Genomic DNA, 25,875 nt, shown 5'->3' on the forward strand with positions numbered 1-25,875 from the left:
AGACAGGGAAGTACGCGATGACCAGCACCACCAGGACCGCGCTCGTGACGGGCGGAAGCCGCGGCATCGGTGCGGCGACCGCTCTCCGCCTCGCCCGCGACGGCGTCGACGTGGCACTGACGTACGTCCGTGACAAGGAGGCCGCCGAGGCCGTCGTCCGCCGGATAGAGGGGTACGGGCGCCGTGCGGTCGCCCTCCAGTCGGACGCGGCCGACGCCGGCGCGGCAGAAGCGGCCGTGCACGAGGCGGCGGACACCCTGGGGCGGCTCGACGTCCTCGTCAACAATGCGGGAATCGGTGTCCTCGGCCCCATCACGGACCTGACCACGGCCGATGTCGACCGGGTACTCGCCGTCAACGTGCGCGCCGTCTTCCTGGCCTGCCGGGCGGCGGCGGGACGAATGGCGGACGGCGGACGCATCATCTCGCTCGGCACCGCGCTGAGCAGGCACGCGGGCGGGCCCGGCGGCACGCTCTACACCATGAGCAAGTCCGCCCTGGCCGGCCTCACCAAGCCGCTGGCCCGCGAGCTCGGCCCGCGCGGCATCACGGTGAACATCGTCCAGCCGGGCCCGGTCGACACCGACCTCAACCCGGCCTCCGGCCCGTTCGCCGCCGGACAGCGGTCCGCCACCGCACTGGACAGGTTCGGCACGGCGGACGAAGTTGCCTCCCTGATCGCCTACTTGGCGAGTACCGAAGCCGCGTACATCACCGGGACCGAGGTGGTGGTGGACGGCGGCCACGCGGCCTGATCGTCACGGATCGAACACTTCGGCCGCGACTCGCACGGAGGTGGGGTGGGATGGCTCCATGCGAGCCGTACTCACCACCGCCGCCGGAGTCTGCGCACTGCTGGCACTCAGCGCATGCACGCATGAGGCGGCGACGTCGCCCGGGCAGCGCCCGACCACGGCCGCTTCGGCGCCAACGAGCCCGCCGGTGGACATGGCGGCGCTGGAATCGTCCGTACGCGCCTATGTGAAGGCCTACTACGAGCCCGACACCGCCGCCGCCTACCGGCTTCTCTCCGCGACGTGCCGGGACGAGTGGACGGAGGAGTCCTTCGCCGGACTCCCCGAGCGGGCGACGGCGACGGCCCGGCAGCTCGGAACGACGTACACCCTGCGGCGACTGATCGTGGGCAGGGTCACGAAGGACACCGCACAAGTGGCCTACGGCGTCGGTGAACCGAGATTCGACGAGATGTCCACATGGGTCCTGGAGGACGGCGGGTGGCACAACGACTCCTGCTGACCGGGGCCGCTCCGCGCTGCCCCGTGTCGCTGCCGGTCCTACGCTGGCCGGGACGACAGCGAACGAAGTGGGAGACCATGAGCCAGACCCCGATCCCGGTCCACACCCTCAACGACGGCCGCTCCGTTCCCGCGGTGGGGCTCGGCACCTGGCCGCTCGACGACGAGGCGGCCGAGCAGGCTGTCGCCGGGGCACTGGGCCTCGGCTACCGCCTTGTGGACACCGCTCTGAACTACCGCAACGAGACCGGCACCGGACGCGGGATCGCCCGCAGTGGCGTACCGCGCGAGGACGTCTTCGTGACGACCAAGGTGCCCGGCCGGCATCACGGGTACGAGGAGACGCTGGCCTCATTCGAGGAGTCCCGTGGCAATCTCGGGCTGGAGTACGTCGACCTGTACCTCATCCACTGGCCCCTGCCCGGCGTCGGCAGGTACGTGGACACCTGGAAGGCGATGATCAAGCTCCGTGCGGAAGGGCTCGTACGTTCCATCGGCGTCTCCAACTTCACCGCGGCCCATCTGGCCCGGCTGGAGCAGGAGACGGGCGTGCTGCCCGCGGTGAACCAGATCGAGATGCACCCCCTGCTGCCGCAGGAGGAGTTGCGGGCGGTGCACACCGAGAAGGGCATTCTCACGGAGAGCTGGAGCCCGCTGGCCCGGGGGCGCAAGGTGCTCGAGGCCCCGGAGGTCGTGGCTGCCGCCGGGGCGCACAGGGTAACACCGGGCCAGGTCGTGCTCCGGTGGCACACCCAGCTCGGCGCGGTACCGATCCCGAAGTCGGCCGATCCCGGGCGGCAGCGCGAGAACCTGGACCTGTTCGGGTTCGAGCTGACGCCCGAGGAGCTGGCACGGATCGGGGGCCGGCCGCAGCATCGCTTCGGCGGCGACCCCGAGTCGCACGAGGAGTTCTGACGTCCGGCCGGGTGCCGCGAACGGTCGCCGTCGGCGGCAGGCGTTCGCCGCGGCGGGTCACCGGTTGCGCGGGGTGACCTCCGACATCCGGGACCAGTCGTCGCCCGGCACCTCGACGTTGATGATCTCCGGGACCTCGGCGACGAGCCCGGACATCGTCTCGATCGCCGCCTTGAAGTGCTGCGAGTTCACATGCGCCACGCCCGCCTCCTGCGAGGCGAAGGCTTCGAGCAGGACGAACTGGTCCGGGTTCTCGACGCTGTACGACCACTCGAAGAAGAGGTTGCCCGGCTCCTGACGGGTGGCGAGGGTGAAGTCGTCGACCGCCGGAAGCCAGTTGTCACGCTCGGCGGTACGGACGGTGAACCTGACGGCGATGAAGATCATGGCGACTCCTGGTCGACGGCGTGCCGCGGTGCGGGCGTCGACCAGGGTCCCATATGCCTTCAATCAGGGCATGCCCGGCACACCCGTGTGCCTCCGACGGGCCCTGCGATTCCTAACCGCCCAGCTCCTCGTGACGGGCGGCGAGCTTGTCCGCTCCTAGCGCGGTCAGCGAGCCGAAGAGCCGCAGCCTGGAGATCCCGCCGTCCGGGAAGATGTCGATCCGGACGTGCGTGCCGAGCGCGGGCTCCGGTAGGACGAAGCGGTGGTTCGTGTCGGGCTGCAGCCGGGTGCGGGGAAGGATCTCGGTCCAGTCACCGCCGCTCCCGTCGCGTACCGAAAGGGTCGCCCAGCCCGCCGCGTTGCCCTTGAGGTAGGCGGTGTCGATCTCGACGGCCCGGATCTCCGACTGCGCCGCGAGCCGGTAGCGGATCCAGTCGTTGCCCTTGTCCCGCCTGCGCCGCGTCTCCCAGCCGTCGTCCATCTTGCGGGAGCGGCCCGGGGCGATGGTGTTCGTGGCCGGGGAGTAGAAGCGGTCGGAGGCGTCCTCGACCTGGCCGCCGTTCTCCAGGGCCACGAGGTCGAACGTGCCCAGGGCTGACAGCCAGGCGGGGTCGGGGGCCACCTCGCCGTGGACCCTCAGCCGGGCTATGCCGCCGTCCGGGTGCTGGTTGACCCTGAGGTGGGTGAAGCGCTGCCCGGCATCGACCGTGAAGCCGTTGGCCGCGTGGCCGCCGACAGCCGTACGGGGCACGAGCGTTGTCCACTTCACATCGGGCGCGAGGAGGTCCTCGGGCGACGGGGAGCCGGGCACCGAGGTCGCTTCGACGGAGACCGACTGCGGGTAGTTGCCCCGGAAGTGGGCGGTGTCGACGACGAGTCCGCGCACGATCCCGGGGGCGCCGAGGCGCACGAGGGCCCAGTCGTGGTCCTCGTCGGTGGGGTGCGGCTCGGCGGCACCCGTACCGCGTCGGCGGCGGGTCTCCCAGCCGTCCATGATCTTGCCCTTGTGGCCGAAGCGCTCCGGGTCGAACTCGGCGGGCTCCGGCTTCAGCAGGTTCTCGCGCTCGGCGAAGAACTCGTCGTTGGCGGCGATCACCCCGGCGCCGAGCCGGCGGTCCGCGAGGTCCACGAGATGGGTGAAGGGAAAGTCCGCGGTCCGGTAGTCGGCGTACGGGTCGCCACCTCCGTACGGGCTCGCGTCGCCGGTGAAGTGGGGTGTCGCCGTCATGGTCAGTGGTTCCTTTCGAGGAGGCGGCCGGCGGGTTCGCCGAGTACGCCGTCGGCCGCGATCCGCTGCCCGCGCAGCCATGTCGACCTGACGACGCCGTACAGCGTCCGGCCCGCGTAGGCGGTGACCTGGTTGCGGTGGAAGAGCTCGGCCGGGTCGACGGTGAAGGTCTCGTCGGGGGCGAGGACCGCGAAGTCCGCGTCGCGCCCCGCCTCGATGGCGCCCTTGCGGGTGAGACCGGCGAGCGCGGCGGGGGCGGCGGACATCCAGCGCGCGACGTCGTCGAGCGTGTGGCCGCGCCTGCGCGCCTCGGTCCAGATGGCGGGGAGGCCCAGCTGGAGGGAGGAGATGCCGCCCCACGCGGAGGCGAAGTCCGGTGTCTTGAGGTCGGTGGTGCAGGGCGAGTGGTCGGAGACGATGCAGTCGATGGTCCCGTCCGCGAGTCCCGCCCACAGGGCGTCCTGGTTGGCGGCCTCCCTGATGGGCGGACAGCACTTGAACTCCGTCGCGCCGTCCGGGACTTCCTCCGCCGTGAGGGTGAGGAAGTGCGGGCAGGACTCGACGGTGACGCGTACACCCTCGCGCTTGGCGGCGGCGAGCAGCGGCAGGGCGTCGCTGGAGGAGAGGTGCAGGACGTGGACGCGGGCGTTCAGCCGCTCGGCGTGGGCGATGAGGCCCTCGATGGCGGTGTTCTCGGCGTCGCGCGGCCGGGAGGCGAGGAAGTCGGCGTAGGCGCGGCCGCTGCGCTGCGGTGCGGACGCCAGGTGGTGCGGATCCTCGGCGTGCACGATCAGGAGTCCGCCGAAGCCGGCGATCTCGGCCATGGAGCGGGCCAGTTGCTCCTGGTCCAGCTCGGGGAACTCCTCGACCCCGGAGGGCGAGAGGAAGCACTTGAAGCCGAAGACCCCGGCCTCGTACAGCGGACGCAGGTCCTTCGTGTTCGACGGGATCGCGCCGCCCCAGAAGCCGGTGTCGACGTGTGCCTTGGGCGCCGCCACCTGCTGCTTGGTACGCAGGTGCTGGACGGTGGTGGTCGGCGGGAGGGAGTTGAGCGGCATGTCCAGCAGAGTGGTGATGCCGCCTGCCGCGGCTGCCCGGGTGGCGGTCCAGAAGCCTTCCCACTCGGTGCGGCCCGGGTCGTTCACATGGACGTGGGTGTCGACGAGGCCGGGCAGCAGTACGTCGTCGCCGAAGTCCTCGGTACGGGCCCCGTCGGGCGCCTCGGTGTCATAGGGCAGGACCGCCTCGATCGTCCCACCGGCGACGACGACCGCGGCCGCGCGGGTCCCCTCGGGGGTGACGACGCGCGTCGAGCGCAGTACCAGTTTCATGTCCGCCTTCACGTCCGCACCGGGCACCCGTGCTCCTCACTCAGAATTTCAACGAATTGTTGAAGGAGTCTTCACTCGGGAAAGCACCCCGTCAAGACCTCACCTTCCCCGCGGGGCGCCGAGCGGGCCACCGGCGACCCAAGAACGGCACTACATGGAGAATTCCACAAAGTAGAAGTCACATTTCATCATGCGGAACGTAGAATGGGCCAAGGGCGGCGCCACCACACTCCGGACCGACCGTGGCCCGGACTGTCGACACCGGGACAAAACAGGTTCTGACCGGCAAGGACGCCGCACCGGGAGCAGTGGGCCGATCGGGAACAGCCCGGTAGGCTGCTGCCTTGCCTCCGCTTCGAAAGGACCGTTGACGTGCCGCCGTCCCACGCCAGCACATCCGACTCCAAGCCCGCCGGTCCCAGTGGCGGGGTGCAGTCTCTCGAGCGCGCCTTCGATCTGCTGGAGCGCATGGCGGATGCCGGGGGCGAGGTCGGACTCAGCGAACTCTCCGCGAGCAGTGGCCTTCCGCTGCCGACCATCCACCGGCTGGTGCGCACACTGGTCGTGTGCGGATACGTACGCCAGCAGCCCAACCGCCGTTACGCGCTGGGCCCGCGGCTGATCAGGCTCGGCGAGTCGGCGTCCCGGCTGCTGGGCACCTGGGCACGCCCGTATCTCCAGCGCCTGGTCGAGGAGACCGGCGAGACGGCGAACATGGCGCTGCTCGACGGGGACGAGATCGTCTACGTCGCGCAGGTGCCCTCGAAGCACTCGATGCGCATGTTCACCGAGGTGGGCCGACGGGTGCTCCCGCACTCCACGGGGGTGGGCAAGGCCCTGCTCGCGAACACGCCTGCCGACGAGGTCCGGGCGCTGCTGGCCCGTACCGGAATGCCTGCGGCCACCGAGAAGACGATCACCACGCCGGACGGCTTCCTCGACGCGCTCGAACAGGTGCGCAGGGCGGGGTACGCGGTGGACGACAACGAGCAGGAGATCGGGGTCCGCTGCCTCGCGGTGTCCGTACCCAACTCCCCCACCTCGGCCGCCATCTCCATCTCGGGTCCGGCCGGACGGGTGACGGAGGCGGCGACGGAGCGGATCGTGCCGATCCTCCAGCAGATCTCGAAGGAACTGTCCGAGGCCCTGGCCAGCAACGGCTCGACGGCCTGAGCCTCAGGGGCCGTGACGGCCCTTGAGGCTCAGACCCGCAACGGTGCCGACAGACAGCCGTCCTCCATCGCCACCGTCCCGTCCGCCCGGTCCAGGTGGGCCCGGTCGTGGGTGACCATCACCGTCGCCGTCGACCGTTGCCGGGTCAGCCCGATCAGCAGGTCGAGGACCGCCGCGCCCCGTTCGTGGTCGAGCGCGCTGGTCGGTTCGTCGACGAGCAGCACCGCAGGGGCGTTCATCAGGGCCCGCGCGATGTTGACCCGCTGACGCTGACCACCGGACAGCTGGTGCGGTCTGCGGTCGGCCTTGTCCGCCAGGCCCACCGCGTCCAGCAGCTCCAGTGCCCGGCGCCGTGCTGCCCGCGCCGAGCCGCGCGACAGGTGGGTCATGACCTGCAGCTGCTCCGCGGCCGTCAGGGACGGCAGCAGGTTCGGCTGCTGGAAGACGATGCCGATGCGCTCCCGGCGCAGTGCCGCCCTGTCCGCGCGGCTGAGCCCGGCGGTCTCCGTACCGGCGACGACGACACGTCCCCGGTCCGGGGTGACGAGCGTGGCCGCCACCGCGAGCAGGCTGGACTTGCCGGAGCCGGACGGTCCGACGACCGCCGTCAGCGAGCCCGCGGCGACATCCAGCGAGACCCGGTCGAGCGCCGTGAGCCGGGCATCCCCGTCGGGGTAGGTCAGGGTGACGTCTCTGAGGGTGAGGGTCATCGGGCACTCCCGAGTGCGGTGAGCGGGTCGACGGCGGTGATCCGCCGGATGGACAGGGCGGCCCCGAGAGCACCGAGTGCGGTCATCACAGCGGCGGGCACGAGGACGGTCGACGCGTCGAGGACGAACGGCACGGTGCCGTCCGGGCCCCCGACCAGCGCCCCGATGCCCGCGGTGAGCGCGGTGCCCGTCCCCGTACCGACGACGAGCATCACCACGGCCTGCCCGAGCGCGTCCCGCAGCAGGTACGGGGTGGAGGCGCCCAGGGCCTTGAGTACGGCGACGTCGCCGCTGCGCTGGATCGTCCAGACGGTGAAGAAGGCGCCGGTGACCAGCGCGGAGATGGCGAAGAGGGCGCCGCGCATCAGCTGGAGCGAGCCGTTCTCGGCCTGATACGAACCGATCGCCGCGAGGGAGCCGTCGAGGGTCAGGGTGCTCGTGCCCGCCGCCTCGTCACCGGCCGCCAGATCGGCGCCGGGGGTGGTGGTCAGGGCGACGACGGTGGCCTGGTTCCCGGTGCCGCCGATGCTCTGCCAGTCGGCGAGGGACGTCCACACCACCGGCGTGTGGCTGTAGGAAGCGTTGCCCCGGACCGCGTCCACGGTCACTTCCGCGGCGCCGAGCAGGACCGCGTCACCGACCCCGGCGCCGAGGTCGGCCGCGGCCTTCTCGGAGAGCACGACCCGGCCGGTCCCCACATCGCCCGGTGCGAGGCCGCCGTGCGGTTCGACTCCGAACGCCGAGACCGCGGCCGTCCTGTCGCCGTCGGCCGTCCCCGCGTTCAGCGTCCGGATCCCGAGCGGTTCGGCGGCGGTGACCCCGGGCTGGCCGGTCCAGGCACGCCAGGCGCTCTCCTCGACGGTCGAATTCGTGAACGACTCCGACTGGCCGTCCGGCGGGGCCGCGAACGCGAGACGGTCGGCTTTCAGCCCTGTGACGGCCGAGGTGTTCTCCCTGGCCAGGCCGGCCGTGAGACCGGACAGCAGGCCCACGAGCAGTGTGATCAGCACCACCACCGTGCCCATGAGGGCGAACCGGCCCCTGGCGAACCGTAGGTCTCTCCATGCAACGAACATGACTCCAGACTCGGGCCGCGGGACTCGGGAAACATCGCGCGCCGGAGGGGGCGGACATCAACCTTTCGATTGACCGGCCGCGCGTCCGGTGCGCCTAGGCTGGAACGACCATGGATTCGCGTTCGCACACCCCCGTCACCGCCGCGCTGCGGCTCTGCCTGCACGCGCTGCTGATGGGGCTGCTGGCACTGGCCGCGGCCCGCGCGGTGAGTGACGGCACGGCGCACTCCACGGCCGTCGTCATCGTGGCGGGGGTGATGGCCGCGCTGTACGCAGCGGGCGCGTCGGCCCCCGCCGTACAGCCGCGGACCCGCGCCGCCGCCGTGTGGCTCGCCGCTCTGGGCGCGGTCTGGCTCGCCCTGCTCGCGCTGTCGTCCGACGCCCTGTGGGTGGCCTTCCCGCTCTACTTCCTGCAGCTGCACCTGCTCCCCGTGCGGTGGGGCCTGCCCGCCGTGGCGGCCACGGCGGCGGCTGCGATCACCAGCTTCGTCCTGCACGGCGATGCCGTCACGCCCGGCACCTTCATCGGGCCGCCGCTCGGTGCGGCGGTGGCCGTGGCGACCGTGCTCGGGTACGACGCACTGTTCCGGGAGAGCGAGCGACGCCGCGAGCTGATCGAGGAGCTCGTCTCCACCCGGGCGGAGCTCGCCGACGCCGAACGCACCGCGGGCACCCTGGCCGAACGGGAGCGGCTGGCCCGCGAGATCCACGACACCCTCGCCCAGGGCCTGTCCAGCATCCAGCTACTCCTGCGGGCGGCCGAACGCACGCTCCCCGAGGATGCTCCGGCCACCGCGCACGTCCGCCGGGCCCGTGAGGCGGCGCAGGACAATCTGGCCGAGGCCCGCCGCTTCGTACGCGCACTGAGCCCGCCGGACCTGGAGCACGGTTCGCTGGCCGCGGCACTCGCACGTCTCTCGTCGCGCACCTCGGCACCGGAGCTCACCGTGCAGTTCGCGGTCAGCGGTACGCCGGTGGAGCTGCCCACTCCGTACGAGGTGGCGTTGCTCCGTACCGCCCAGTCTGCGCTGGCCAACGCGGTGCGCCACTCGGGTGCGCGGCGGACGGAGATCACCCTCAGCTTCATGGAGACAACGGTGGCCCTGGACGTCGTCGACGACGGGAAGGGCTTCGACCCGGCGGTCGGCGGGGGGCCGGGGGGCACGGAGAGCGGGGGCTTCGGGCTGCCCGCCATGCGCGCGCGGGCCCGCTCGCTGGGCGGCACCCTGAGCGTGGAGTCGGCGCCTGAGCAGGGTACGGCCGTCGCCGTCACACTGCCGCTGCCGGCCGCCGAGCCGGAGGGCGCCGCCGGATGACCGACCCGATCCGGCTGCTGCTCGCCGACGACCACCCGGTGGTCCGGGCAGGCCTGCGCGCCCTCCTGGACACCGAGCCGGACTTCCGGGTCGTCGCCGAGGCGGCCACGGCGGAGGAGGCCGTCGCTCTCGCGGCGACCGGGCGGTTCGACGTCGTCCTGATGGACCTGCAGTTCGGTACGGGGATGCACGGCGCGGAGGCCACGGCCGCGATCACCGCGGCGGCGGACGCACCCCGGGTGCTGGTCCTCACCACGTACGAGTCGGACGCGGACATTCTGGCCGCGGTCGAGGCGGGGGCCGGCGGCTACCTGCTGAAGGACGCCCCGCCGACGGAGCTGGCGGCAGCGGTGCGTACGGCGGCTGCCGGCCGTTCGGCGCTCGCCCCGACGGTCGCGCACCGCCTGATGGACCGGATGCGGACCCCTGCCCAGGCCCTGACCAAACGTGAACTCGAAGTGCTCCAGCTGGTCGGTGAGGGTCTGTCGAACCAGCAGATCAGCAAGCGGCTCTTCCTGAGCCAGGCGACGGTGAAGTCCCATCTGGTGCACATCTACGCCAAGCTCGGCGTCGACTCACGCACCTCGGCGGTCGCCGCGGCGACCGCACGCCGCCTGATCCGCCGCTGACCGGCGCGCTTCCCCCACGGGCGCGGCGGCGGACCCGGCCCGTCTCGCTGCCCTCACGGGCGGGGCGGCTCCCCGAAGAGGTCCACGGCGATCCTCACGTCCCGCAGGCCGGGAGCGAGTGCGCTGACCGAGCCGATCGCCCCCGCGACCAGCAGGAGGGAACGGCGCAGCCGGGGAATCTCGGGCGTGCCGCTGACCGCCATGGCGTCCAGTGCGGCCAGCTCGTCCTCGGCGATTCCGCGGTCGGGGAACTCCACGGGGTGTCCGGCCAGTTCACGGCGGAGCCGGGACACGGCCGTACGCAACTCCGCGACTCTCGGATCCTCATCACTGCCGGTCAACCGCTTCTGCCCCACGCTTCGCAACAAAGCACTCCCCCTCGCACGTCTCTGCGCCGGTGTCCCGACCAGGTCCCTGGCGGCGGTCAAGTGCCCGGGGCCGTCGTCAAGTTAACGCCATGAAAGGTGGCGTGCGCCACTCAGCGGCCGGAAAATGAGGGTACTCCCTGAGAGTGACCTCCATTTCGCCAGTGCGAACGGAGCAGTGGTATCCAGAGCGCATGGCTGACAAACAAAGGATCCCCGTGGTCGCCGGGGTACTGCTCGCCGCAGGTGGCGGCCGCAGGCTCGGCGGCCGGCCGAAGGCCCTGCTGGAACACCGCGGGCGCCCCCTCGTCGAGCACGCGGTCCGGGCGTTGCGTAACGGCGGGTGCGGGCCGGTCCATGTGGTGCTGGGCGCCTCGGCCGACGAGGCGCGGGAACGGGCGGACCTCTCCAGGTGCACGGTGACCGTGAACCCCCGTTGGGAGGACGGCATGGGCTCCTCGCTGCGTGCGGGGCTCGACGCGCTCACCGGTTCGGACGCGGACGCGGCCCTGGTCCTGCTGGTCGACCAGCCGGGTATCGGCGCGGAGGCGGTGGCGCGGGTGCGGTCGGCGTACCGGTCCCGGACGAGCCTCGTCGCGGCGGTGTACGACGGGCGGCGGAGCCATCCGGTGATGTTCGGCGCCGAGCGGTGGGCGGACGTAGGAGCGGGCGCGGTCGGCGATCAGGGCGCGCGGGCGTATCTGGAGGCGCACCGCGATGCGATCACGCTCGTCGAGTGTTCCGATGTGGCTCAGGCGTACGACATCGACACGGCGGAGGATCTGGGGCACCTGGAATGAACGGAGGGTACCCGCCCTGGCACTTTGCGCCATCCTCTCCCCACTTCTGTCGACCCGGAGAATCTCGATATCAACAAACCATTGAACTTCCACCATGAGGAAACTAATATCCACTGATCAGAAGCGCGGAGTACCACTTCCGCAACCGGACAGCATTCACGGCCGCATCCCGGAGCCATGGCACGCAGTGCCGTAGTCCCAGGCGACCCGGCAGCCGTGGGCCGCCGTCCGCACCACCGCTGAAGGAGTGACAGCTCATGTCCGCACCAGCGCCGTCCCCGCTGGCCATCGTCGACGCCGAGCCCCTGCCCAGGCAGGACGAGGTCCTGACCGATGCGGCTCTCGCGTTCGTGGCGGAGCTGCACCGGCAGTTCACGCCCCGGCGTGACGAGCTGCTCGCCCGCCGCGGCGAACGCCGCGCCGAGATCGCCCGCACCTCCACGCTGGACTTCCTGCCGGAGACGGAAGCGATCCGCGTGGACGACACCTGGAAGGTCGCCCCGGCCCCGGCCGCGCTGGACGACCGCCGGGTGGAGATCACCGGTCCGACCGACCGCAAGATGACCATCAACGCCCTGAACTCGGGCGCCAAGGTCTGGCTCGCCGACTTCGAGGACGCGTCCGCCCCCACATGGGAGAACGTGATCACCGGCCAGCTCAACCTGATCGACGCGTACACCCGGAACATCGACTTCACCGACCCGAAGTCCGGAAAGTCGTACGCCCTCAAGCCCGCCGGGGAGCTCGCGACCGTCGTCACGCGCCCGCGCGGCTGGCACCTGAACGAGCGCCACCTCCAGCTGGACGGCACCCCGGTGCCCGGCGCGCTGGTCGACTTCGGCCTCTACTTCTTCCACAACGCGCAGCGGCTGATCGACCTCGGCAAGGGTCCGTACTTCTACCTCCCGAAGACGGAGTCGCACCTGGAGGCCCGCCTCTGGAACGACATCTTCGTCTTCGCCCAGGACTACGTCGGCATCCCGCAGGGAACGGTCCGCGCGACCGTCCTGATCGAGACGATCACCGCCGCGTACGAGATGGAGGAGATCCTCTACGAGCTGCGCGACCACGCCTCCGGGCTGAACGCGGGCCGCTGGGACTACCTCTTCTCCATCGTCAAGAACTTCCGTGACGGCGGCTCGAAGTTCGTCCTGCCGGACCGCAACCTCGTCACCATGACCGCCCCGTTCATGCGCGCCTACACCGAACTCCTGGTCCGCACCTGCCACAAGCGCGGCGCGCACGCCATCGGCGGCATGGCCGCCTTCATCCCCTCCCGGCGCGACGCCGAGGTCAACAAGGTCGCCTTCGAGAAGGTCAAGGCGGACAAGGACCGAGAGGCGAACGACGGCTTCGACGGCTCCTGGGTCGCGCACCCCGACCTCGTCCCGATCGCGATGGCCTCGTTCGACGCGGTCCTCGGCGAGAAGCCGAACCAGAAGGACCGGCTGCGCGAGGACGTCTCGGTGGCGGCGGGCGACCTGATCGCCATCGACACCCTGGACGCGAAGCCCACGTACGACGGCCTGCACAACGCCGTCGCGGTCGGCATCCGTTACATCGAGGCGTGGCTGCGCGGTATGGGCGCGGTCGCCATCTTCAACCTGATGGAGGACGCGGCCACCGCGGAGATCTCGCGCTCGCAGATCTGGCAGTGGATCAACGCGGACGTGGTCTTCGAGAACGGCGAACACGCCACCGCGGACCTGGCCCGCAAGGTCGCCGCCGAGGAACTGGCCGCGATCCGCGCGGAAGTCGGCGACGAGGCGTTCGCCGCGGGCAAGTGGCAGCAGGCCCACGACCTCCTGCTCCAGGTCTCCCTGGACCAGGACTACGCGGACTTCCTGACACTGCCGGCGTACGAGCAGCTGCGCTGACGCACACCCCGGAGCGCCGTACCCCGCGGGTCACCGCGCCGGGGTACGGCGCTTCCGGCATACGGGCAGGTCGGCAGCGACCATGCGCCCGAAACACACCACGGCCCGGACGAGCAGCACATTCACGACCGCCCCGAGCCCGCACGAGAGGGCCAGGCTGAACGGACCGGCGTCGCCCCCACCCCCACCGAGGTCGCCGAACACCACGGTGAGCGGCACGAGGACGAAGACGTACAGGAAGTTCAGCCCGGGCTGCGACAGCCAGACCAGCGACGACCCCCCGTGCGAGGGGCCCTGGGCACCCAGGACCAACCCGCCGACGACCATGGCGACGACGTACACGAGGGCCACGGCCCGGGCGGTACGGGGACGGATGGTACGGCTCATCACTGCGGGCCTCTCGTCACGGCGCACCGAGGTGTGGCCGCGCGACCCGGCCACACCCTCATTACTGAACACGTTCGAAACGTATCATCACTGAGAGGAGGGTCGGTGGGTGTCACCGGTTGAGCCGCGGCCCGGAAACCGGCTGCGCTGCTCCCGGGCGGTCCGGGAGCAGCGCAGCCGTGTGTACGGTCTCCGACTCAGTGCGGTGCGGCGACCCCGCCGGACGGGATGTCCGCGTAGTCCCTGAACAGGAGCGACACCGCGTGCTCGTCCGAAGGCCAGTTGGGCACCGCGATGGTCGCGTCCGCCCCGCCGGTCCCACGCATCGTCTGGGTGACGGAGATCGTTCCGCCGGCCCGGGCGTCGGCCGGGAGGTAGAGGTCGGTGGCCGTCAGGAACGGGACCCGGTCGAAGGGCGGCAGGGGCGCGTCGAGGTGGCTCGCGCGGTCGCAGTCCTTGTCGAACGCGAACATACCGAGGATCTGCCGCAGTTGGGGTGCGACGGCCGGGTTGAGCACGTCGGCTCCGGCGATGCGGAGCCGGTCGTCGTCCGCCGTGCCCGACCGCCACTCGCGGGCGCGGACGATGGTGAGCGCCGTGTGACCGGGGCAGGCGTCCATGTCGTCCGCGACACCGCCGGGCGGGGAGACGAGGAGCCGTAGGAAGCGGTCGCTGCGTTCGAACGGTTCGAAGTAGAAGTGGCTGGTGCGCTCACCGCTGCGGATGAGGGCCAGTTCGTAGTGTCCGCGCCCGTTGACGCCGAGCGGGCCGAAGGCGCCGTCGGCACCCACCCGCACGATGTGCTGCGGCAGGTGGCCGGCACGGGCGCCGGTGGCGGGGTCCAGCCTCCATACCTCGAGGCGGCCCTGGAGCCCCGCGTTCTGCGGGAAGTGCACGACGCGGCCGGCGATCTTCACGAGGCCGGGCAGTTCGGGCAGCACGCGGGTGGTGAGGGGTGGCCTGCCGCGGAGGAACTCATAGATGTGCGCGAAGCTTTCGGCGGATGTGGCGCTCTCCGTGTGTCCCGCCTGTGGCTCGTGGACGTTGACCGCTCCGCCGATCGATCCGTTCGGCTGGAGGCTGCTCCAGATGGCGAGCGTGGGGACCCCGCCGGGAGGCGCGGTTGCCGTACGGCCGTCCAGATTGACGTACTTGGCGACCTCGGCCGCCCGTTCCGGCACGGAGAGGTACGCGTGCACGACCCTCGTGCCCCGCGAGTGCGCCAGGATGTCGACCTGCGCCGCTCCGGTGCGTGCCCGGACGGAGTCGACCAGCGCCTCCAGCCCGGCGATCGCGTGGTCGTCGGTGGCGATGGAGGTGTCGTACTCGTGGACGTACAGCAGGTCGTCGCGGTAGCCGTTGCCGGAGAACCGCTTGGCCTGGGACTGCCATTGCTGCGCCGAGCCCTGCTGGCCGTGGACGAAGATCACCGGGTTGGCCGTCGTGCGCGGTGCGGCCGCGGACTGCGTCGGGGTCGTCAGGGCGGTGATCGTCCCTGCGATGGCCAGGAACACAGCGAGCAGGACGGTCCGGGCCGGTAAGGAACCGGTCATGATCTCCTCCGGGTGGCGTGTGCGGGGTCGTTGTGCCGTCGGAGTCGGAAACTACGGCCGGCGCCGACGGCCCACCAGTCGCCGCCGCGAGCGTGAGACTGCGGTCTCAGATCCGTCCCGGTGCGGTGCGGAGGGTTTGGTGGAGTACGGCTCGGGCAGTGCGTTCGGCCAGGGCGGGGTCGAGCCGGCGGCTGCTCAGCAGCTCGGCGTACAGCGCGGATTCGACCACCCGGACGTAGAGGTAGGCCAGCTCGTCGATGCCCGACGCGGGCCAGAGCGGTCCGCTCTCCCCCGACTCCTCCAACAGGATGCCCCGCTGGGCCAGCACGGCCTGGCGGTGCACGCCCCCGCCCGTCAGCAGACGCCTGGCGGTCTCGGGCTCGGCACGGAGAAAGTCCCGGAAGGGGGCGGAGCCGCGCAGGGCCGTGACGAAGTACCGGGTGATCTCCAGGACCCCGTCCACGCCCGCGCTGGTGCGCCGGCGCCGCGCCCGGTCCAGCAGGTGGTCCGCCAACTGCCACAGCACGTCCTCCAGGAGGCCGTCCCGGCTGCCCACCACGCGGTAGAGCGTCGCCCGGCTGATCGCGAGGTCCTGGGCGAGCGCGTCCATGTCCACCGTGCCGTGCCGCAGGAAGTACCGGCAGGCGCTGTGCACGACGTGGCCCCGGCTCACCACGCGTCGGGCAGGTGCCGCACCCGGCATGGCAGGCTCGCCTCCTCCTGGGCCGGCGCCCCGAGCGGCCCCGGGGCGGGGGCCGGTACCTTACCGCGTGCGCCCCCACCCGGGCGCCCCCACCCGGGCGGCGCCCTCAGCCGGTGAGCACGACCGTGCGCTGGGCCGAGAAGTCGCCCCACGTCCCGTCGGGCAGTTTGGGCCGGATCTTGAGCGAGTAGCGCGTGCCGGGCGGATCGCTGAGGGTGAGCCGGTACGTCGCGCGGCCTGCGGGCGGGGTGCCGCCCCAGACGATCGTGGTGGTCAGCTTCCCGTTCAGGTACAGCTCGTACGCAGGGATCGTGCCGCCGGTGTCCGGCTGGTCCCAGGAGAGGTCGACCAGGAACTCCTTGCTCCCGGCGGTCGTCCTGGTCCGCAGCCCGGTGGGTGCCGTGCTCGCGGGGGCTCCGGGGGCGGCGGCGGTGGTCAGGTCGAGCGCGTTGCTGTCGGGTGAGGACCTGTCGGCGGCGTCCCTGGCCCGGACGGTGAAGGTGTAGACGGTGCCGGGGCGCAGTCCGGTGAGCCGGGCCGTCGTCTGCGTGCCCGGCACGGTGTGGATCCTGGCGTCCTCCTGGTAGACGTCGTACGCGGTGACGCCGACGTCGTCCGTGGCGCCGCCCCAGGAGAGGGTGGCCGTCCTGCTGCCGTCGGCCGTGCCGCGCAGTTTCACCGGGCGGGTCGGGGGCTCCTCGTCGGCGGGGGTGGGAGCGGGGGTGGTGACGGGGACGGCCGCGCTCGGTGCGGACAGGTTTCCGCTGCCGTCACGGGCGCGGACGGTGAAGGTGTAGGCGGTGGCCGGGGTCAGGCCGACGACGTCGGTCATCTGCTGGGTGGCCGGGACGGATGCCGCCTTCTTCCCTTCGCGGTAGACCTCGTAGCCGGTGATCTTCTTGTTGTCCGTGGCCTGCTCCCACATGACGTGGACGGACGTGGCGCTGCCCGCCTGCGCGGTCACCCCCTCGGGTGCCGTCGGTTTCTGGGTGTCCGCTTCCGCGGCGCCCGCGCAGGCGGTGAGAGAGGCGAGGAGCAGGGCGGCGGAGCAGGCCAACGCGGTGCGTGCGTGGGGGCGTTGCACGGTGATGCCTTCCATCCGGCAGCAATTGGTCCAGACCTGTATGCCATGCAGGTGGGGGTGTCCACAAGGGCGTGGATCAGAACGTTCCGCAATGTCCCGCGATATGTGCGATGAGTTCCGGGCGCCGGAGCAGTCTGAGGAGTATGGATACGCTCAGCGGGAACGCACCCGCCCTCGATCTGGAACCGGCGGCCAGGCAGATCAGCGAACTGATCAGCTCCATCGACGACCACCAACTCTCCGGGCCCACGCCCTGCCCGGACTATTCGCTCCGTGAGCTGCTCGCCCATGTGCTCGGCCTGTCCGTCGCCTTCCGTGACGCGGCACGCAAGGACCTGGGGCCGACGACGGGCACTCCGCCGGGCTCGGCGCTGCTGGTCCTCCCCGACGACTGGCGGAAGTCGCTGCCTCCCCTGCTGGACGAGCTCGTCGCGGCGTGGCGCGCTCCGGCCGCCCTGGAGGGCATGACCCAGGCCGGCGGGGTGAACCTGCCCGGCCCGGTGGCCGCCAGGGTCGTGTCGAACGAGTTGGTCGTGCACGGCTGGGACCTGGCCCGGTCGACCGGTCAGGAATTCCGGGCGGACGAGGCGAGCCTGCGCTCGTCGGAGGCGCTGCTCGCGCCCGGGGACGACGACAGGTCCGGTCCTGACGCGCCCTTCGGCCCGCCGGTCCCCGTCCCGGCCGACGCACCGCTGCTCGACCGCGTGATCGCACTGAGCGGTCGTCGGCCCGACTGGAAGCCGGGCGACTGACGGACGGCGGGAGCCCGGGACGGCAGGCGGGAGTCCGGGACGGCTCAGCTGGTGAAGAACTCGGTGATCTGCTGGGCCACCTCGTCCGCGTGCCGCCGGTGCACCTGGTGCCCACCGCCCAGCGTGATCAGCCGGCAGTCGGGGATGAGGGAGGCCATGTCCGGAAGACGCTCCTGCGGCATTCCGCTCTCCGGCCCGCCGGCGATCATCAGCGTCGGTGCGACGATCTGTCCCAGCTCCTCCTCCCACCGCGGGTCGGGCGCGGTGATCTGCGCCCTGACGGCCGGGACCACGTTCTCGTCGTAGTCCACGGGGCCGGTGGGGCGATCGTCCAGCTCCTGCCCCGCGAACGGCGGAGGGGTCTCCACCAGCACCAGCCGCTCGACCCGGTCGGCGTGCTCCTCGGCGAGCAGGTAGGCGACGACTCCGCCCATCGAGTGGCCCACGACGCCCACCCGGTCGAGGTCGCACTCGTCGAGGAAGCCGAGGACGTCGTCCCGCATCTGCTCGAGCGCGTACTCGTCGGGCCAGTCGCTCTCGCCGTGCCCGCGCATGTCGAGTGCGTACACCCGCCATTCCTCGCCGAGCAGCCGCGCCGCCGGCTCCCAGCTCGCGCCGGAGCCGCCGAGGCCGTGCAGCAGCACCACCGGCGAGCCGAAGGGGTCACCCCAGGTCCGGTACGCCAGCCGCATATCGCCGACATCCACGACAGACCGATCGTCCATGCCTCGCACGCTACAGCCGTCGGCCGCGGTCCGGTCCCGGATCCCCGCCTGGCAGGCTTGTCGCGTGAAGCACCTATGTCGCGCCCTCGCCGTTGCCGTGGCCCTCGCCCTGTCGGGCTGCTCCGGAACGGACGCCGCCGCCCCGGAGAAGGGACTCGACGATCCCGCGAAGAAGGACGTCGCCATGCAGCTGGTGTCCAGCGCGGAGAACTCCTCACTGGACTGGAAGGCCCAGTACGACTACATCGAGGACATCGGCGACGGCCGCGGCTACACCGCCGGCATCATCGGATTCTGCTCCGGCACCGGCGACATGCTGAAGGTCGTCGAACGCTACGGGGCGGCTCGCCCCGGAAACGCGCTCGCACGCTTCCTGCCGGCGCTGCGCGCGGTGAAGGGCAGCGACTCGCACGCGGGGCTCGGCGACCCGTTCACCGAGGCCTGGGCGAAGGCCGCGTCGGACCCGGCGTTCCGAACCGCACAGAACACGGAGCGTGACCGCTCCTACTTCGATCCCGCGGTCGGCCAGGGCGAGGCCGACGGGCTCAGCGCCCTGGGCCAGTTCATCTACTACGACGCCTATGTGATGCACGGTTACGAGGACGCGGAGGGCACGGTCGGCTTCCGCACGATGCGCGCCCAGGCCGTCGCGGCTGCCGAGCCGCCCTCCGCAGGAGGCGACGAGGAGGCCTATCTCAACGCCTTCCTCGATGCCCGGGTGGCCGCGATCCGCAAGGAGCCCTCCCACAGCGACACCAGCCGCGTGGAGACCGCCCAACGCGTGTTCGTACGCGAAGGAAAGCTTCAGCTGGAATCGCCCCTGCGGTGGAAGGTGTACGGCGAGACCTACCACATCGACTACTGAGCGTCACCGTTCCGGGCCCCGCACCGCGTGTCTGCACGCGGCGCGGGGCTCTTGCGTGTACGGAAAAGGAGTCCCGCGCATCCGTGTCCGGGGTCTGTACCGCAGGCTCAACTACCTGATAGGAAAGCTTCCTAACAGAACATCGGAACGACGAACTCCCGTTTGGAGGACTGGTGCACTACCCCCACAATGGCACCGCACGTCGCACCACCCGTCTCACCCGTCTCCCCCGCCTCACCCGACCCCTCGGTCTCGCCGCAGTGGCCCTCGGGCTGACGCTCACGGCGATCCCGTTCACCGCTCAGGCCGGCGCCCCCACGCCGTCGGCCGCGCACCACCTGGAGGCCGCCGCGACCGGGCTCGACGACCCCGCGAAGAAGGACATCGCCATGCAGTTGGTGTCCAGCGCGGAGAACTCCTCACTGGACTGGAAGGCCCAGTACGGCTACATCGAGGACATCGGCGACGGCCGCGGCTACACCGCCGGCATCATCGGGTTCTGCTCCGGCACCGGCGACATGCTCGGTCTGGTCGAGCTGTACACGGAGCGCAAGCCGGGCAACGTACTCGCGAAGTACCTGCCCGCCCTGCGCGCGGTGGACGGCTCCGACTCGCACGAGGGACTCGACCCCGGCTTCACCGGTGACTGGGCCGAGGCGGCGTCCGACCCCGCCTTCGAACAGGCACAGAACCACGAGCGGGACCGGGTGTACTTCGATCCGGCGGTGAGTCAGGGCAAGTCCGACGGCCTCGGCACGCTGGGCCAGTTCGCGTACTACGACGCCATCGTCATGCACGGCGGCGGCAGCGACAGCACGAGCTTCGGCTCCATCCGCCGGATGGCTCTGGAGCAGGCACGGCCGCCGTCGCAGGGCGGCGACGAGGTGGCCTACCTCGACGCGTTCCTGGACGCGCGGGTCTGGGCGATGAAGCAGGAGGAGGCCCACTCGGACACCAGCCGGGTGGACACCGCCCAGCGTGTCTTCCTGCGGAACGGCAATCTGCATCTGGATCCGCCGCTGGACTGGCACGTGTACGGCGACAGGTTCCACATCGGCTGATCCCGCCAACACCCGATGCGCGTACGGCGGTTCCGGCAAGGTTCCGTCGTACGCGCCTCGGGCGCACGGCCGTCCGGTCAGTGGGCGACGGGCAGGGCGACCGGATCCTTCGACGGTTCGCTTCCGGCTGCCTCCTCGGCGCCCTCCGGCTTCCGGCCCAGGTGGTTGAAGGCCAGGTTCAGCAGGATCGCCACGACACAGCCCGTGGAGATGCCCGAGTCGAGGACGACGAGCAGGTCCTCGGGGAAGGCGTGGTAGAAGTCCGGCGCGGCGATCGGGATCAGGCCGATGCCCACGGCGGTCGCGACGATCAGCGCGTTCTCGCCCTTCTCCAGGGCCGCGGCGGCCAGCGTCTGGATACCGCTCGCGGCGACCGAGCCGAAGAGGACGATGCCGGCGCCGCCGAGTACGGGCAGCGGTACGAGGGCGATGACGGACGCGGCGACCGGGACCAGTCCGAGCACCACCAGGATCACTCCGCCGGCGGCGACGACGAAGCGGCTGCGGACCTTGGTCATCGCGACCAGCCCGATGTTCTGGGCGAACGCGCTGCACATGAAGCCGTTGAAGAGCGGGCTGATGGCACTGCCCAGCGTGTCGGCGCGCAGACCGCCCTCGATGGTCCGCTCGTCCGCCGGACGTCCGACGATCTTGCCGAGGGCCAGCATGTCCGCGGTGGACTCGGTCATGCAGACCAGCATCACGATGCACATCGAGACGATCGCGGCGATCTCGAACTGCGGGGCACCGAAGTGGAACGGCGTCGGGAAGCCGACCAGGTCGGCGTCTCCCAGGGTCCCGAAGTCGGTGATGCCGACCGGGATCGCGATCAGCGTGCCGATGACCAGGCCGAGCAGGATCGCGATCTGCTGGAGGAAGCCGCGCAGGAGTTTGCGCAGGGCGAGCACGATCACGAGGGTGACGGCGGCCATCGTGATGTTGGTCGTCGAACCGTGGTCGTCGGCGCCCGCGTTGCCGCCCTGGGACCAGTTGAAGGCGACCGGCAGCAGCGAGACGCCGATCAGGGTGATGACGGTGCCGGTGACGACGGGCGGGAAGAACCGGACGAGTTTGCAGAAGTACGGGGCGAGCAGGAAGCCGAGGAGGCTGGCGACGATGATCGCGCCGAAGATGACGGCGATGCCGTCGTGCCCCCGGTCCTTGCCGATCGCGATCATCGGGGTGACCCCCGCGAACGAGACCCCGTTGACGAACGGCAGCCGGGCGCCGATGCGCCAGAAGCCCAGGGTCTGGAGGAGGGTGGCGATGCCCGCGGTGAAGAGGCTCGCCCCCATCAGGAAGGCGGTCTCCTTCGCGGTGAGGCCTACGGCGGGTCCCACGATCATCGGCGGGGCCACGACACCCGCGTACATCGCGGCCACGTGCTGCAGACCGCTGGTGAACATCTTCAGTGGGGGAAGTGTCTCGTCGACCGGGTGTTTCCGGTCGGTTCCTTCGGATATCTCTGTGCGAAACCTGGGCGTAGCTGCCACGGCGGCTTCCTCCGGTCGGGTACGCGTCGGGGACGCGGGTGTCAGGGAGGTGGTGCTGAGTGGTGCGTTGGTGCAGGTCGTGCAGCTGATGCGGCAGCTTTCGTCACCGGTGCGGGGGCGGGTACGTATGGGTACGCGCCCCCGCACCGGCTGCCGTGGACCCGTTTCGGGGCCACGGCGGCCGGCCCAGGGCCGTCCCCCTCGGCCGGCCAGTCGGGGGAAGGGTGCGGAGCGTCAGGCTCCGGCCGACATGCGTCAGGCTCCGGCGGCGATCTGCGCCAGGCGCCTGGCCTCGTCGCGGGTCGCGCGGGCGATGGCGTCCTCGTCCACCGTGGTGAGGTGGTCGTCCTCGACGACGGTTCTGCCGTTGACGAGGGAGAGGGTGACGGGTGCCGCAGCGCCGAAGACGAGTGCGGTCACCGGGTCGGCGATGGAGGCGTGGGCGAGGGTGTCGAGCTTCCACAGGACGAGGTCGGCGAGCTTGCCGGCCTCCAGGGAGCCGATCTCCTCGGCGCGGCCGAGGACCTGTGCGCCGCCGTACGTCCCCAGGCGCAGTGCCTGGCGGGCGTTGAGTGCCTTCTCGCGGTGTGCGCCGAGACGGTTGATGAGGAGGGCGTTGCGCAGTTCGGTGTGGAGTTCGCCGGACTCGTTGGACGCGGTGCCGTCGACGCCGAGACCGACCGGGACGCCCGCGGCGAGCATGTCGGGGACACGGGCGATTCCTGCGGCGAGGCGGGCGTTGGAGGACGGGCAGTGCGCGACGCCGGTGCCGGTGCGGGCGAACGCGGCGATGTCGGAGTCGTTCATGTGGACGCAGTGCGCCATCCACACGTCGTCACCGAGCCAGCCCGTCGACTCGAAGTAGTCGGTGGGGCCCATGCCGAAGAGTTCCTTGCAGAACTGCTCCTCCTCGACGGTCTCCGATCCGTGCGTGTGCAGTCGCACTCCTCGCCGACGGGCCAACTCAACTCCCTGCCTGAGGAGTTCGGTCGAAACGGAGAAGGGCGAGCAGGGCGCGACGGCAATGCGGGTCATCGCGTCGAACGAGGCGTCGTGGTGTGCGTCGATGGTCGCCTCGGTGCCGGCGAGGGCGCCTTCGAGCGTCTCGACCGCGAAGTCCGGCGGCAGTCCGCCGTCCTTCTCGCTGCGGTCCATGGAGCCGCGGGCGAGGGTGAACCGCACGCCCATGTCGCGGGCGGCGCCGATGATCGCGCCGGACAGGTCGCCCGCGCCCCGCGGGTAGACGTAGTGGTGGTCCATCGCGGTGGTGACACCGCCGCGGGCCATCATGGCGAGCGAGCCCTGCGCGGCCACGCCGGCCATCCGCTCGTCGATGCGCGCCCACGTCGGGTACAGGGCGACCAGCCAGTCGAAGAGGTTGTGGTCGGTCGCGAGCCCCCGGGTGATCCACTGATAGAAGTGGTGGTGGGTGTTGACCAGTCCGGGTGTGACGAGGTGGCCGGTGCCGTCGATGCGTCGTACGACATCGGTGAGGCCTTCGGGCGCCTTGCCCGCGCCGACGGATTCGATGCGGTTGCCCGCCACGACGACATGGCCCGAGGCGTACTCGGTGTCGTGGGCGTCGACGGTCGCGATCGAACAGTTCTCGATGACGATGCGCTGTGTGGGCCTGGGGTCCGCCGAAGCTGCCATGGTGCTTCCTTCTTCTGTCTCTGGCGATGTGGGCACGGCAGGACCCTAGGAGGATTTGAGTGCCACAGCGTCGGGGCCGTGGGTGCCGAGGGGTGAGGAGGACGTCCGGCCCCCCGCACGACTGCGGGGTGTCGGGAGGCCGGCTCGGTGCTGTGTCAGAGGTTGGTCATGTCGACCGGGATCCTCGGCTCGACACCGTCCCGGAGCACCGTCGCCTCGATGAGGCCGTACGGCCGGTCGGCGGCGAAGTAGACGGCACCGTCGGCGGTATCGTTCTTGAGGCCGAAGGGCTCCAGGTCCACCAGGAAGTGGTGGTTGTTCGGCAGCGAGAAGCGGATCTCGTCGATCTCGCTGCGGCTGTTGATGACCCGCGAACCCATCTGGTAGAGGGTCTGCTGGAGCGAGAGGGAGTACGTCTCGGCGAAGGCCTGCAGCATGTGCTTCTTGGCCTGCTCGTACGACTTCTCCCAGTTGGGCATCCGCTCGTCGTCGCTGGTCCAGTTGTAGCGCCAGGCGGCCGACACGTCGGTGCACAGGACGCGGTCGTACGCCTCCTTGAGCGTGGTGTACCTGTCCTTGACGTAGCCCCAGAACTCCGAGTTGGTCGAGTTCATGACGGTGAGGTCCTTGAGACCGGAAATGATCTCCCAGTTCTCGCCGTCGAAGGTGATCTGGGTGGTGCGCAGCTCCTGACCCTTGCGGGCGAAGGAGTGGTTGACCTCGTCGGCGCCGATGAACCTGGAGTTGCCGTCCGAGGTCGCGATGCGCTCCCAGGCGTACTCCTCGATCCGGATCCGCGCCGTCTTGATCGGCTCCTGGGAGGTCACGAAGTGCCGGGCGAGGTGGATGCCGAACTGCTCGGCGGACGCGATGCCGTGTTCCTTGGCGAACGCGAACACCGTGTTCTTGGTGGTGTCCGTCGGCAGGACGTTCGCGTTGGAACCGGAGTAGTGGACCTCGTCCATGTCGCCGGAGAGGGCGACCGAGACGTTGAGGTCCTTGATGTGGTGGGTGTCGCCGTCCCGCGTGATCCTGACGACGCGGTTCTCTGCTTTGCCGTACTGGTTCTGGCCGAGAATCGTGGGCATTGTCTGCTAGCTCCCTCGGTAAACGGAGTAGCCGAACGGGTTGAGCAGCAGCGGTACGTGATAGTGCTCGCCCGGCGTGACGGCGAACGCGATCGCCACCTCCGGGAAGAACGCACCGCTGTCCCTTACGCGGGGGGCGTCCTGCTGCGCCTCGGCTTGCTTCTGACTGGTGAAGTACGACTCGGTGTCGAAGACGAGCCGTACGTGGGTGGTGCCTTCCGGCAGGGCCGGCAGGTCCTTGCAGCGCCCGTCCGCGTCGGTCGCGGATCCGCCGAGCGTCACGTACTGCGCGTCGCCGCCGCGGGCGGCGAGCGAGACGGTGACGGCTTCGGCGGGGCGGCCGATGCTGGTGTCCAGGATGTGGGTGGACACCGATGCGGTGGTGTCGGTGCTCAAGGCCGTCACGCTCCTTGTTCCGGGGTTTCCTGTACGAGGCGGGTCAGCCGGATACGGTTGATCTTGCCCAGTTCGGTGCGTACGATCTCGCGCTCCTGCTCGGGTGAGTTCCCGATCCGGGACTTCACCGCGTCGCGCATCTGCTCACCGGTGGCTCCGGTGGCGCAGATCAGGAAGACGTGGCCGAACCGCTCCTGGTAGGCCAGGTTCAGTTCGAGCATCTCGGTCCTGAGCTCCTCGGACGCTCCGGCCATCCCCCGCTGTTCACGGGCGGAGGCCGGATCCCCGGGCTTCGGGCGGCCGATCGGCGGGTGGCCCGCCATCGCTTCGGCCAGGTCCTCCGGGGAGAGCTCGGCCGTGGCGGCGTCGCTCGCGGAGAACAGGGCTTCCGCGGTGGCGTACGGCCGGTGGGCGAGAACCGCGCTCCCCCATGCCGCGCTGGCGCACACCTCGTGCAGCTCGGCAGCGGCCTCTGCGGCCGTCAGGGTGTTGAACCGGGTGAGGCCCGGTGTGGAGCTCGAAGTCACGGGAGCCTCCGTGGCTGTTTTTCGCTGTGCGTTGTACGGGCTGCGGATAGCTAACGCCTTTCACAACATCACGTCAACAGTTTGTTGAAATTCCGCGAACGCGGAGAGCCGCCGTCCCGGCATCCGGACAGCGGCTCTCGGTGCGCTCGGCTCACCTCTGGGTCAACTACTCACTCTTGGCGCCGTTCTCGCGGTTGAGGTAGTTGTAGACGGTGAAGCGGCTGACGCCCAGGGCGCCCGCCACGGTCTCCACGCCGTGTCTCACGGCGAAGGCACCGCGTGCCTCCAGAGTCCGGACGATCCGCTGTTTGGTCTTGCGGTCCAGGTCGGCGAGCGGCATCCCGTGCCGCCGCTCCATTCCGGCCAGGATGTGGTCGAGCGAGTCGGAGAGCTGCGGGAGCCGCACGGCTATGACGTCCTCCCCCTCCCAGGCGAGCACGACGTCGTCGGCCTGCGCCTGCTCGGGCCCCAGCAGCTCGGCGCCCATGGCGTCCACGAGCGGCTTCACCGCGGCGACCAGGGGGT

General features: G+C 70.7%; 28 protein-coding genes. 11 read left to right on the top strand and 17 right to left on the bottom strand.

Annotation, left to right across the window (positions count from 1 at the left end):
• Window positions 1–17: 17 nt before the first annotated feature.
• The 3 genes from OG844_RS16380 to OG844_RS16390 all read left to right on the top strand — a co-directional run bounded on the left by OG844_RS16380 (window position 18) and on the right by OG844_RS16390 (window position 2,171).
• The gene (locus tag OG844_RS16380; RefSeq protein WP_406390986.1) at window positions 18–755 is read left to right on the top strand and encodes an SDR family oxidoreductase; all 738 of its coding nucleotides are present in this window, start codon (window positions 18–20) and stop codon (window positions 753–755) included.
• A 58-nt stretch (window positions 756–813) separates the two neighbouring features.
• Entirely contained in the window at window positions 814–1,257 is a 444-nt protein-coding gene (locus OG844_RS16385; protein ID WP_406390988.1) for a hypothetical protein, read from the top strand.
• 77 nt (window positions 1,258–1,334) lie between these two features.
• The gene (locus OG844_RS16390; protein WP_406390990.1) at window positions 1,335–2,171 is read left to right on the top strand and encodes an aldo/keto reductase; all 837 of its coding nucleotides are present in this window, start codon (window positions 1,335–1,337) and stop codon (window positions 2,169–2,171) included.
• Window positions 2,172–2,228: 57 nt separating this feature from the next.
• Here OG844_RS16390 and OG844_RS16395 read toward each other — a convergent pair whose 3' ends face one another.
• From OG844_RS16395 to allB, 3 genes are all read right to left on the bottom strand, one after another.
• Window positions 2,229–2,558, bottom strand: coding sequence for a putative quinol monooxygenase (locus OG844_RS16395; protein WP_406390992.1), 330 nt, complete (start codon window positions 2,556–2,558; stop codon window positions 2,229–2,231).
• Between the two features lie 112 nt (window positions 2,559–2,670).
• The gene (alc, locus tag OG844_RS16400) at window positions 2,671–3,786 is read right to left on the bottom strand and encodes an allantoicase (protein WP_406390994.1); all 1,116 of its coding nucleotides are present in this window, start codon (window positions 3,784–3,786) and stop codon (window positions 2,671–2,673) included.
• A 2-nt stretch (window positions 3,787–3,788) separates the two neighbouring features.
• A complete protein-coding gene (allB, locus tag OG844_RS16405) occupies window positions 3,789–5,117 on the bottom strand; it encodes an allantoinase AllB (RefSeq protein WP_406396162.1) in 1,329 nt (442 codons plus the stop codon).
• Between the two features lie 372 nt (window positions 5,118–5,489).
• Between allB and OG844_RS16410 the strand changes: the two genes are divergently transcribed.
• Window positions 5,490–6,290 (top strand): IclR family transcriptional regulator, encoded by an 801-nt coding sequence (locus OG844_RS16410; protein ID WP_406390996.1) that lies wholly within the window; start codon window positions 5,490–5,492, stop codon window positions 6,288–6,290.
• Between the two features lie 29 nt (window positions 6,291–6,319).
• Here the strand turns inward: OG844_RS16410 and OG844_RS16415 are convergent, their stop codons facing one another.
• Together OG844_RS16415 and OG844_RS16420 are read right to left on the bottom strand one after the other, a co-directional pair.
• Window positions 6,320–7,000, bottom strand: a complete 681-nt coding sequence (locus OG844_RS16415) for an ABC transporter ATP-binding protein (RefSeq protein ID WP_406390998.1) — start codon at window positions 6,998–7,000, stop codon at window positions 6,320–6,322.
• Window positions 6,997–8,076: an ABC transporter permease gene (locus tag OG844_RS16420; protein WP_406391000.1), complete on the bottom strand. Its 1,080-nt coding sequence runs from the start codon at window positions 8,074–8,076 to the stop codon at window positions 6,997–6,999. The genes OG844_RS16415 and OG844_RS16420 overlap by 4 nt, the downstream gene beginning before the upstream one ends.
• 110 nt (window positions 8,077–8,186) lie before the next feature.
• On the opposite strand from OG844_RS16420, the gene OG844_RS16425 reads away from it, so the two are divergent.
• Both OG844_RS16425 and OG844_RS16430 read left to right on the top strand, forming a co-directional pair.
• A complete protein-coding gene (locus OG844_RS16425) occupies window positions 8,187–9,392 on the top strand; it encodes a sensor histidine kinase (RefSeq protein WP_406391002.1) in 1,206 nt (401 codons plus the stop codon).
• Entirely contained in the window at window positions 9,389–10,021 is a 633-nt protein-coding gene (locus OG844_RS16430; RefSeq protein ID WP_406391004.1) for a response regulator, read from the top strand. The genes OG844_RS16425 and OG844_RS16430 overlap by 4 nt, the downstream gene beginning before the upstream one ends.
• Before the next feature lie 53 nt (window positions 10,022–10,074).
• On the opposite strand, the gene OG844_RS16435 is transcribed toward OG844_RS16430, so the two are convergent.
• Window positions 10,075–10,377 carry a DUF5955 family protein gene (locus OG844_RS16435; protein ID WP_329214973.1) on the bottom strand — a complete coding sequence of 101 codons (303 nt, stop codon included), beginning with the start codon at window positions 10,375–10,377 and terminating at the stop codon, window positions 10,075–10,077.
• A gap of 203 nt (window positions 10,378–10,580) precedes the next feature.
• On the opposite strand from OG844_RS16435, the gene OG844_RS16440 reads away from it, so the two are divergent.
• Both OG844_RS16440 and aceB read left to right on the top strand, forming a co-directional pair.
• Window positions 10,581–11,186 carry an NTP transferase domain-containing protein gene (locus tag OG844_RS16440; protein ID WP_406391007.1) on the top strand — a complete coding sequence of 202 codons (606 nt, stop codon included), beginning with the start codon at window positions 10,581–10,583 and terminating at the stop codon, window positions 11,184–11,186.
• Between the two features lie 257 nt (window positions 11,187–11,443).
• Window positions 11,444–13,063 (top strand): malate synthase A, encoded by a 1,620-nt coding sequence (aceB, locus tag OG844_RS16445; RefSeq protein WP_406391009.1) that lies wholly within the window; start codon window positions 11,444–11,446, stop codon window positions 13,061–13,063.
• Between the two features lie 30 nt (window positions 13,064–13,093).
• Here aceB and OG844_RS16450 read toward each other — a convergent pair whose 3' ends face one another.
• The 4 genes from OG844_RS16450 to OG844_RS16465 form a co-directional block, all read right to left on the bottom strand.
• Complete coding sequence (locus tag OG844_RS16450; protein ID WP_406391011.1) at window positions 13,094–13,522, bottom strand: hypothetical protein; 429 nt, start codon at window positions 13,520–13,522, stop codon at window positions 13,094–13,096.
• A 125-nt stretch (window positions 13,523–13,647) separates the two neighbouring features.
• Window positions 13,648–15,003: a hypothetical protein gene (locus OG844_RS16455; RefSeq protein WP_406391013.1), complete on the bottom strand. Its 1,356-nt coding sequence runs from the start codon at window positions 15,001–15,003 to the stop codon at window positions 13,648–13,650.
• Window positions 15,004–15,109: 106 nt separating this feature from the next.
• Complete coding sequence (locus OG844_RS16460) at window positions 15,110–15,706, bottom strand: QsdR family transcriptional regulator (protein WP_406391015.1); 597 nt, start codon at window positions 15,704–15,706, stop codon at window positions 15,110–15,112.
• A gap of 106 nt (window positions 15,707–15,812) precedes the next feature.
• Entirely contained in the window at window positions 15,813–16,805 is a 993-nt protein-coding gene (locus OG844_RS16465) for a fibronectin type III domain-containing protein (protein WP_406391017.1), read from the bottom strand.
• 128 nt (window positions 16,806–16,933) lie between these two features.
• Between OG844_RS16465 and OG844_RS16470 the strand changes: the two genes are divergently transcribed.
• Window positions 16,934–17,542 (top strand): TIGR03086 family metal-binding protein, encoded by a 609-nt coding sequence (locus tag OG844_RS16470; RefSeq protein WP_406391019.1) that lies wholly within the window; start codon window positions 16,934–16,936, stop codon window positions 17,540–17,542.
• Between the two features lie 44 nt (window positions 17,543–17,586).
• Here the strand turns inward: OG844_RS16470 and OG844_RS16475 are convergent, their stop codons facing one another.
• Window positions 17,587–18,267, bottom strand: a complete 681-nt coding sequence (locus OG844_RS16475; RefSeq protein ID WP_406391021.1) for an alpha/beta fold hydrolase — start codon at window positions 18,265–18,267, stop codon at window positions 17,587–17,589.
• 64 nt (window positions 18,268–18,331) lie between these two features.
• Here OG844_RS16475 and OG844_RS16480 point away from each other — a divergent pair, with 64 nt between their 5' ends.
• The gene (locus OG844_RS16480; RefSeq protein WP_406391023.1) at window positions 18,332–19,132 is read left to right on the top strand and encodes a chitosanase; all 801 of its coding nucleotides are present in this window, start codon (window positions 18,332–18,334) and stop codon (window positions 19,130–19,132) included.
• A gap of 173 nt (window positions 19,133–19,305) precedes the next feature.
• Complete coding sequence (locus OG844_RS16485; protein ID WP_406391025.1) at window positions 19,306–20,193, top strand: chitosanase; 888 nt, start codon at window positions 19,306–19,308, stop codon at window positions 20,191–20,193.
• 77 nt (window positions 20,194–20,270) lie between these two features.
• Here OG844_RS16485 and OG844_RS16490 read toward each other — a convergent pair whose 3' ends face one another.
• From OG844_RS16490 to OG844_RS16515, 6 genes are all read right to left on the bottom strand, one after another.
• A complete protein-coding gene (locus tag OG844_RS16490; RefSeq protein ID WP_406391027.1) occupies window positions 20,271–21,686 on the bottom strand; it encodes a nucleobase:cation symporter-2 family protein in 1,416 nt (471 codons plus the stop codon).
• Window positions 21,687–21,941: 255 nt separating this feature from the next.
• A complete protein-coding gene (locus tag OG844_RS16495; RefSeq protein WP_406391028.1) occupies window positions 21,942–23,339 on the bottom strand; it encodes an 8-oxoguanine deaminase in 1,398 nt (465 codons plus the stop codon).
• A 155-nt stretch (window positions 23,340–23,494) separates the two neighbouring features.
• Window positions 23,495–24,427, bottom strand: a complete 933-nt coding sequence (gene pucL / locus OG844_RS16500; protein WP_406391030.1) for a factor-independent urate hydroxylase — start codon at window positions 24,425–24,427, stop codon at window positions 23,495–23,497.
• A 6-nt stretch (window positions 24,428–24,433) separates the two neighbouring features.
• The gene (gene uraH, locus OG844_RS16505) at window positions 24,434–24,823 is read right to left on the bottom strand and encodes a hydroxyisourate hydrolase (protein WP_329206056.1); all 390 of its coding nucleotides are present in this window, start codon (window positions 24,821–24,823) and stop codon (window positions 24,434–24,436) included.
• A gap of 5 nt (window positions 24,824–24,828) precedes the next feature.
• Window positions 24,829–25,350, bottom strand: coding sequence for a 2-oxo-4-hydroxy-4-carboxy-5-ureidoimidazoline decarboxylase (gene uraD / locus OG844_RS16510; RefSeq protein ID WP_406391032.1), 522 nt, complete (start codon window positions 25,348–25,350; stop codon window positions 24,829–24,831).
• Window positions 25,351–25,516: 166 nt separating this feature from the next.
• Window positions 25,517–25,837, bottom strand: a complete 321-nt coding sequence (locus OG844_RS16515; protein ID WP_384611290.1) for a helix-turn-helix domain-containing protein — start codon at window positions 25,835–25,837, stop codon at window positions 25,517–25,519.
• Window positions 25,838–25,875: the final 38 nt, after the last annotated feature.

The organism is Streptomyces sp. NBC_00887, from assembly GCF_045207585.1.